We start from the raw sequence: 9349 nt of genomic DNA on the forward strand, positions 1-9349 counted from the left end.
CAGCCGACGCTTGCTGTCTCGATCAAGCCGGAACGGCTGGCCGGAGCAAAGCTGATGCCCGGCCGCTCCAGGTCACGACGAGCTGATCGCGGGCCCGGCTGGCCGCCACATAGAGCAGGGATCGCTCCCGCAGCTCGGCGTCGCCGCGCTCTTCCTCAGGCGCCTCATTGAGGACGGACTTGGCAGGAACGTGGGCTTCGTCTACACCGGCGAGAATCACCTTGGCGAATTCCATTCCTTTGGCCCGGTGCATCGTCAGTACCTGCACATGCCCGGGGCCTGCGGGGTTGTCGTCGAGAATGCGTGCTTCGATGCCACGTTCGCCCAGCGCGCGCACGAACTGGCTGCGTTCGTTCCGGCCTCGGGTCAGGATCGCGATGCTCGATGGTTCCACGCCCTCGCCCAGCCAGCCGCGCATCGTTTCGGTGACTCGATCGAGTTCGTCGGCCAGCGAATTACATTCCATCAGAACAGGTTCCGGCCCGGTTCGGGCAGAGCGGTAGCCGTGCGTGGTCTCGGCCCCTTCTTCCAGATCCCGGTAGTCACCGCCGGAGAGGATGTCGACGGCGAAGCGCAGGTTCTCCGCCGTTGTCCGGTAGTTCAACGTGAGTCGGCGGGAACGGCCGACGATCTTGACACCCAGCCGTCCAAGGACGACCGGCTGGCCGAAGATCCGCTGGTGGGAGTCCTCGGCGATGAACAGGTCGTCGGGTCCTTCGGCGACAAGCGCGCGCAGCATCGACCAATGGGTGGCATGCAGGTCCTGCGCCTCGTCGATGATGACATGATCGGCGACGAATGGCTCGCCCGCGGCGCTTCGCTGCCGTAGGGACTCCGCGGCCAGAGCCAATACCTCCGGGAAGCTGACAGTTCCGTCCATGCGGCTGTGCCGCCGGAATGATTCCATCAGCTTCCAGACCGCGATTCGTTGCGGACGATTCAGCCGAACACCACGCCCCGCCCGAGCCACTTTGGCGTACTCCGCGACCGTGGTGACCTTGTTGGCCAAGATAACGGCGGTGTACTCGTTGTCGAGGAACGCGGCTGTTGTGAGGCGCGGATCCAGAGGCGTATCAACAGATTTGGTGACTTCACGCCAGACCTTGGTCGTATCGGTGCGCCGGGGCGAGACGGTGGTGACACTGCCGAGTACGGCTTCGGTGACAGAGACGAGGTTCCGCGCGCGGATTAGTACATCGCTGGCGAGTTTGTCGACTCCGTCTATGTAGACGCCTGGTTCGCCGGGGGCGGATGCGATGGTGATGTCCGGTTCTAGGGTCGCCAGATCAGCCTGGAGCTGCCGGGCCAGAGTCCGGTTGAAGGTTGTCAGGACAATGCGGGCATTCTTGTTGTGCCGCCAGAGATTGCGTGCCCGGTGCAGCGCCACCACTGTTTTGCCAGTGCCGGCTCCACCGGACAGCCGGAACGCGCCGTTGTAGTGCTTCTCGGCGTATGTGCGCTGCTCTGGGTGCAGGAAGGTCCGCCAGGCAGCGAAACTGCCGCCTTCGATGACGCGCCGGAGTTCGTCGGTGTTCTCGCCGACGTAGGTGAAGCGGAGTTGCGAGGCAGGATGGGTCAATGCCTGCAGGGTCTGCTCGTCCCGGCCGAGCGTGGGGTCGACAGGATTCTCGTCGAGCCGCAGTTTCTCCCGTATGTCGCCGAGGGCGACGCCGCACGCCAGGTCGAGAATCGCGGAGCCCTGCCATCCGTCGACTTCGGCTGCGAGGTCGTTGAGTTCGTGATCGTTGAGGGCCGCGAGGACCTTGGCCGCCAGCTGCGGCGCGAGTCCGAGCTCGCCGGTGAGTTGAGAAAGTGTGAAGCCAAGGCCAGAGAGATAGCCCCGCGGCTGCGGCGACGGCGGAGCTGTCGCGGTCTCAGGGGGAACGATTTCCGCACCCGCCTCGTGCACCACCAGGTCGAGAACCCCGTTGACCGGGTTGACCTGCAGCTCGGCGCGGGGTGCCAACTCTGCGGCCGCAGCATCCTGCCATGCGCCCACATAGACGTAGGAACTGTCGCCGTTGGCAGGTACGACCTGGAACAGGATCGCGCTGTGGCCCAAGCCGATCCGCCCGAGCCGGACACGTTCGTCGCGCGCGCTGGCGACGGTCTCGATGAGCCCGGCAGCGGCTGGCTCGTCGTTCTGGACGGTGTCGAGGAAGTCGTAGACCCGGCGCTGGACAGCCCGCTCGAGTTCGACGCCGGACTTGCTCGTACTGGTCATGACGATGTGCGCCATCACATCACCCCGTTCGTCTTCAGCGCTTCGACGAGCTGTGCCGGATCAGCCGGGCAGATCGTCCAGCCCTGCTCGGTCATCGTAGGGGCCGTTTCGGGGCTTTCGAGGAGCACCCCGATACGGGCATCCGCCCAACCGATGTCGATGACGTCACCACGATCGGTTTCGACACCGAGCTCCGGTACCGGCGCCCCCACCGCGGCCAGACCAAGGACGAGTTCGCGTTCGGCGTCGGAAATGGTGTCGTCATAGAGGGCCTGCCATTCGGTGGTGAGTCCGGCGCCGGTGGAGTCGGGACCACGCTCGGGCACGGTGCTGTCGGCTGCCAGCACGCTGCGGGTGGTGACCACGTGGCCGGCGAGGCCGAACCAGTTGGCCAGGCGCAGCCATTCCTTCCAAGCGTGACCCTCACGCAGTTCGAGTGTGTCGTCGCGGTCGTCCAGGGCGAGAACTGCGTCGAGGACCTTCTTGTCCTTGCGCATTGCGGCGGTGAGGGTCAACGGTCCGTCGGTGTAGGACCAGCACGCGTATTCACCTGCCGCGATCTGTGATCCGTTGCCCTCGATGATATCCAGCGCCCAGCCGGCGATGGCGTCACCGTCGCCGTGCACCCGGCCGTCGAGCATGAACATCAGTGGCAGCCAGTGCCCGACGGCGTTCCAATCCTCCCGATCCGGGTTGAGCATGAACTCGATCAGCTGGGTGATCGGGTCGGCGTGCAGCAGTTTGAACAGCGCGGGCCGCAGATTTCCGTGGTTGAGGGTGAACTTGGCGAGCTTGTCGGTGTACCAGGACGGCTGCACCGGCTGGGCGCCCGTGAACCGCAGCAGATCGTCGTGGCTGAACGACCACACCAGCATCCCGCCGGACCGCAGGATTTCCCGCTTCCGGGCATCGTCGGTGACCCGGTTCTTTCCGGGCACTGCGTGGAACCGGCGACCGTCCGCGAAGAGCGCGATGATCGGGATGTCGGGGTCGGCGGTGCGAAGCTGGAAGTCAGGCAGGCTGTTACCCATCAGTACCTGGGGTTCGAGCTGCCAGGTCCGGATCTTCGTACCCGGCAGCTTGATCGTCGCCGTCGGGCCATAGGTGCCCGGCTTCTCGACGATTGTGGCTCCCATGGTGGTCAGGCGTTCGGTGAAGGCACGGTAGAACTCCCGCTCCAGCGGCGACTCCTCACTGCCGAGACGTTTCTCCGGCGTCTCCTCGGTGATCGACGCCAGCCAGCTGGCTGCATGCGGTTCACCGCCTTGGCAGGCGAGCAGGTCGTCGAGCACCTTGGCTGCGGTGATCCGCGAAACCTTGTCCAGTTCCCGCGGCGGTGCGAACGGCAACAGGCACTTGTGACAGGCCAGCCGGTCGGTGCAGTCGCAGTTCTTGACCGCCTCCCGTGCCGCGGCCAGCACTGCCCACACCTGGGCCGGATTGGCGAAGTCGGCCAGGTAGCCGGTGCCGCCGGGCACGGTGTCGTGGATGAGCAGAGCGCGCTGGTTCGGCGCGTGTAGTGCGTCGGTGATGGTGGCGACATCGAGATGTTCCGGTGAGCCACCGATCACCTGACGCAGCCCGAGCAGGATCGCCGCGCTCAGGCTCGGGTGGGCGAACGAGTCGTATTCGAGCCAGCTCGGCAGGTGCAACAGCACTGCCTGCGTCTGCAGAGTCCGGGCGAGGGCGATCTCGCGAACATGTTTCTCGTCGTCGGCTTTCCGGTACTTGCACCAGCTGCGGTGCTCGTGTGCTTGATTCTGTCCGGCGATCTTGTCGAGCTGTCCGCATCCCGAGCACACCCGGAACAACCCACCGGTTGTCGTATTGCCCGCGATGGAGCGTTTGCTTCCCTGGGAGTTTCGCCGCCCCATATTGATCCAGCGAATATCCATGCGGCGCAGGTACTCTGCGCCGAAGTCCTGTTCGCCAACGAACCAGCGTTTGGTGATGTTGTCGGAGTTGATATCGGCCGCGGTGAGGACGGTGAAGGACTCCTTGCGCCGTTCGTCGCGGATGTCGGTGATCGCTGACTCGTCGCGGCGGACTTCGGCGGATACCTTCGTCATCTCGACCACCTGCAACTGTTGACTCACATCGGCGATGGCCGAGGTGTGGCACCGGGGGCACTGGATCGGCGGCCGGCTCTGGTCCGTGGCATGGCCGATCCCGGTCCACCCGCACGACGGGCACACCCGCCAGGTGTGAATGGCAGACTCGCCTGCGCCGAGGTCGACGGCGTCGATCTCCACGGCGAGTCCCTGCGCGTAGAACGTGGCGCCCGGCGCGAGCTCAGTCAACGCGACCCGAGAACCGCGCCGGTAACTGGCTGTGTCATTGGCGTATTCGTTGGTATCGGGGTCGATCCAGGTGATGCCGACATCCAGCGTGACCGCATCGTCGAGCAGCGTGTAGTTGGGCAGCACTCCGTAGCGTTCGAGCACGCCGACCCAGTGCTCGTTGGTGAGATCGTTGATGCTGCGGGACAACAGTTTCAGCGTGCCGCGTGCCGTGCGGAGGTCGCGTTTATCGTCATCGGTCGCGGCGGGTGAGTTGGCTCGCTGCTCAAATTCAGGGATGGCGGTGTCTACAGCGGTGCGCCGGTGCCGCAGTTCGTTGACATCGCGGTTCCAGCGGTGCACCGCTTCGCGCAGCAGCACCCCGAGCCCGCTGTGGTCGCCCAGACCGGGTGGCGTGGCCCAGGTTCGCAGGTTGGCCGCGGCAGTTTCGCCGAGGGTGTCATCGAATTGCGCGAGGAATTCGTCTAGGAGTAGATCGGCGTCCTCGTCGGCGGTTTCGACGAGGGTACCCATCCAGGTCCCCCCGTCGAAGCTCGACAGGACGTTGTCGGCGCTACCCGGGTCCTCGGCGCCGGCCCTTCGGGACAGCCGGTCGACGACGTGCGCGATGTATTGGCGCTGCAGGATCTCTTCGGCGGCGAGGAAGGTGGCGGGCGGTCGGACCTCACCCTGGATCACCGAGGTCGGGTCGCCGAGCTTGGGCAGATGCTCGCCGCGGCCACGCACGAACGCGAGGGCGAGGGAGTTGCCGGTGAGACGTCCGGCGCGGCCGACTCGCTGCAGGTACGACGACACCGTGCGCGGCATCGAGCCGAGCATGACAGTGGACAGGTCGCCGATATCGATACCCATTTCCAGGGTGGGCGTGGCGACGAGCACATTCGGTGCGGCCGGGTCGGTGGCTGTGGTCTTGAACTTGGTCTCGTATTCCAGCCGGGTCGTTGTCGGAAGCAGTGAGGTGTGTTCCCGGGCGACGACCCGCTTCATTTCCGAGCTGTCGTAGAGACTGCGATAGAAGTTGTCGTGCTTGGCCGCCCGAGTCAACTCGCCGGGGCAGCGGGTGAGCAGGCAGGGCGCGCCGTCGAGCTGGTCGACGACGGTGGGGCTGCCCGGTGTCGGGGTCTGACAGACATCGCAGACCAGCAGATACCGCATGTCCGCGAGCCCGTCGGCATCGGGAATCCCGACGAGGATCGAGTCGTGGGTCAATTGGTAAGCGGTGAGCAATTTTTCGGTGCTCTCCGTCGTGACGATCCGTTCCTCGGCGAGCACCTCGAACAGCGCCCGAGCGAGGAAACCACCTTCGTGCGGCGACACACTCAGGCATTGCGCCGCCCAGCGCGCATACCAGGACGTGGCTGCGGTGATGGGGTCGAAGCCCTCGGGAATTGTGCGCCCACCTACGGCCGGGAACGCCGGGGCGGGCCGACCCTTCGGAAATGCGGGCATGCCTTGGCCTTTGGGCCGACCACCCCAGACCCAGCGACGGTTGGCATCGCGTTGTACGTACTTCGTCAGCCATTCGTGCGAGACCGCGCCACGTGTGCGCATGCGTTCGGCGACGCCGCGCACCCACTGGGTTACCGCATCGGAGTCCGGCGCGGAGAACGCGAGCTGGTGCTCGGTGCGTTCGAGCGCAGCGGCACCGAGCTGCGCAACCCGTTGCGGCGAACCGAGATCCACCTCGGCGACCACACTGCCGGTCAGCTCGAGGGTGCGGCCCAACCGCGACTGCAAACCGAATTCGAGGTCGATGTCGAACTGGACGCGCCGCGCCACATTCTTGGCCGCTTTGCGACGCAGCGCAGCAGGCCGGTCCGCTTGCCAGTACGCGGTGAACTCGTCGTGCTCGACGATGTCGGGAGGCAACAGCCGGTAGCGCCGATTCGGGTCCTCACCAGCTCGTTCGAGCACGGCGGAGCACAGCTCTGACAGCGTCAACGTTTGTGCCCCGCGCACCCGGTCACCCAGTGCATTCCGCAATGTCGAGCGCAAGCTGAGCGTGTGCGACCGTGCCTGGACGAACCCCGCCCGATGCGCCGCGTCCTGCACACTGTCGGTGAAGATCAGTGCCTTCTTTTCGGCGTCGTCGAGGCGCGCATCACCGAAGAGGTTCGACAGTGCCACCGACAGCTGGGTGGCGATGGCACTGCCCAGGAACCTGATCCCGTCCTCGGCGCCGCATGCCGGGCACAGGTCCTTCTTCGAATTCTCGTCGGCTTCTGGACCGCTCAGGTACAGCACCGGCAGCACCCGTCCATCGAGCAGGTCTGCGCTGTCGGCATCGGGCCGCTTGTCGACGATCTCGCGATCGTCGACCCGGAACCACTGCAATCCATCTACGGCGTTGTCGATTTCGGCCTCGGTCGGCGCCGAGATCAGCGCTCGGAACCTCGGTTCGCCGCTCGCGTGATAGCCGCGGATGTCGTCATCGCTGGAGTCGAGCGTGCTGCCGGTCGGCGCCAGCCGCACACCCCATCCCGACCGCCCGCAGTGCCGGCAATACAGTGACGGGTAGTACTCGGTTGTCGGATCGTCGAGCTTCCCGTCGTCGGACCACCGGAACAGCGGAGTCACCATTGCTGCCCGGTCAATGCGCGATAGTTCCCGAAGCCACAAGTGCACATCGACATTGAGCGCCGAACGACCGGCTTCGGCCCGCAGGTGCGACAGTGCGGCAAGCAGATATCCGAGGTACTGCTCCCGCTGCGCTTGTCCTCGTACGAGATCCCGCTCGCCGGTGTGCGCCGGCAGCGCTGTCACCGCAAGGTTTTCGATCGAGCGAACGTCGAGGGCGTTGCGCAGCAGTCGTGCGACGGTGCCGTGCCGCTTGACCAGGTCGAGCATCTCGGTCTCGTCGAGCCGGTTCAAGCTCGCGGCAGCACGGTCGAAGGTGTCGTCGATGTCGGAGGTCTGGCGGAACAACGTGGCTAGCACCGAAGCTGACAGCCGCTTGTTCGTCGGAGCCTGTACCGCAACCTTATTCAGTTCCTCGACTGCGTCCGCGATCACTGGCTCGATCGGTGAGAATGTCCGGTCCAGCGCGAGGCTGCGCGCTGCCAGCCAGTCCTCGACCGAGAGTCGTGTTTCCCCGATGAGGGTGTCTTCGCCGAACGTTTCTCCGAACACGGTTTTCGCGAACGTCAGCATTGTCTCCGGCGAAGAGTCTTTGGATCCGAGGGTCGCCGACGTCGCCACCGGGGTGATCTTGCCCAGCGGCCGCTTCCGGTCCTCCTCGCCGACCGGCGATCCCGATGTCCAGTGCGCTTTGATCGTCAACCCGAGCCGCCGCAACAGCATTGCCACATCAGTGCCCTGCGCACCGTCGTAGGTGTGGAATTCGTCGAGAACTACGTACTGCAGCGAATCCGCCGACTGCCGCCACAGCGCCGCCCGATCCGACCGCAACAACATGTGGTCGAGCATCTTGTAGTTGGTGAGCAGGATGTCGGGCGGTGAATCGTGCATCAGCCGCCGGTCGGTGATGAGGCCCGCCTCCGACACCAGCGTTCGCCCACCTGAGGACTGCTCACCAGTATAGAGACCGGCGGTGATACCCGACAGCTCGGGATGCCCGGTGATCATCTTCGCCAGTCGCTGCTCCTGGTCGTTGGCCAGGGCGTTCATCGGATAGATGATGAGCGCCTTCATCCCCACGACCCCGGCCTTCTTGGCTCGCAGCACGTGATCGAGGATCGGGATCAGGAACGACTCGGTCTTACCCGAGCCGGTGCCCGTGGTGACCAATGTGGGCTGGGGCCGCCGCTGGAATTTGCTCGACAACCGTTCGAACGCCGCTGCCTGGTGCCTATACGGCTCGAAGTACTTCGGCCACCAGTCCAGGTGCATTCCCCAGTTGCCACGGGCCGGGGAGAAAGGAAGCCGAAGGCGGACATAGGGACCCTTGAACAGGCCATCCCTGGGATGGCTGATGAAGTCGGTGAGCGCGCCCTGCGTGTCCGGGTCGGTCAGGGCAAAGGTTGTCGTCAGATAGTCGGTCAAACCCTCCCGCAGCCGCTCGGCTTGCAGAGTCGGAAGCAGGGCCCCCACGTGTGCTCCTCGAATGTCATCCGGCTGTTCGGCCGGCGCGTTGTGGAAACGAATCTGACCTGTGGTTCGCCAGGTGTCCGCCACGTATTTCGGATGTTAGTTGACCGGGCGATCCCGACTGGGCGGTTATGCGCCCCAAGGTCTTTGGTTCATCGGGACGGTAACACGACGCCGACGTCGATACAATGATTGACGATGTTTTCAAGGATGTCTAGTCTGGGTGAAACCATTCAGGCAGGTGTTGGGGGGAGCGACTGATGGACATCCGAGTCAAGCGCGCGGTAGCTATCGCGGCTTCAATGCATGCTTGGAGTGGACACGGCCCGGCTGTCTGGAGCGACGGCACCGACGCGCTACTCCCAACGGTACCTCGACACCCGAGTGCGGCGACCATTGTCGCGAAGCCGAATCCTGTTGCGGTGCAAAGCCAATCGATCGAGGCTACTGGTGTGACGCAAACGATTGTGTGTGGCCGGACGATTCACCGGTGATAGGCACCGACCGGTGCAGACACCGCTGCGGAGAGCTGCCGACATCTGATGACATCCAAGGAGACTGGGCGCAGTGTGTCGCAGTCAAGACTGCGAGCACTGCTGAGCGGAGCTGAACGACAATTGAATTCCGTCGTCTGTCGGTGGTCCCAGCTATTGTGACGCCGACAGCGCCTCACCTGAACTAGGTGTACTGACCATGGACGTTGGTGACGGCGTGGCGAGCTGACATGGCGAAGACCTCCGAGTGAGATGCGAGCTGTCTAGGAACGCAGTCACCTTCC

General features: G+C 64.7%; 2 protein-coding genes. Both read right to left on the bottom strand.

From position 1 onward, the window contains the following. Positions 1-22: 22 nt before the first annotated feature. Entirely contained in the window at positions 23-2239 is a 2217-nt protein-coding gene (locus tag AB0M74_RS19220) for a 3'-5' exonuclease (protein WP_366527599.1), read from the bottom strand. Next, the gene (locus tag AB0M74_RS19225; RefSeq protein WP_366527600.1) at positions 2239-8574 is read right to left on the bottom strand and encodes a DEAD/DEAH box helicase; all 6336 of its coding nucleotides are present in this window, start codon (positions 8572-8574) and stop codon (positions 2239-2241) included. The genes AB0M74_RS19220 and AB0M74_RS19225 overlap by 1 nt, the downstream gene beginning before the upstream one ends. Positions 8575-9349: the final 775 nt, after the last annotated feature.

Origin of the sequence: Nocardia sp. NPDC051463 (genome assembly GCF_040681975.1) — a bacterium.
Taxonomy (GTDB): Bacteria; Actinomycetota; Actinomycetes; order Mycobacteriales; family Mycobacteriaceae; genus Nocardia.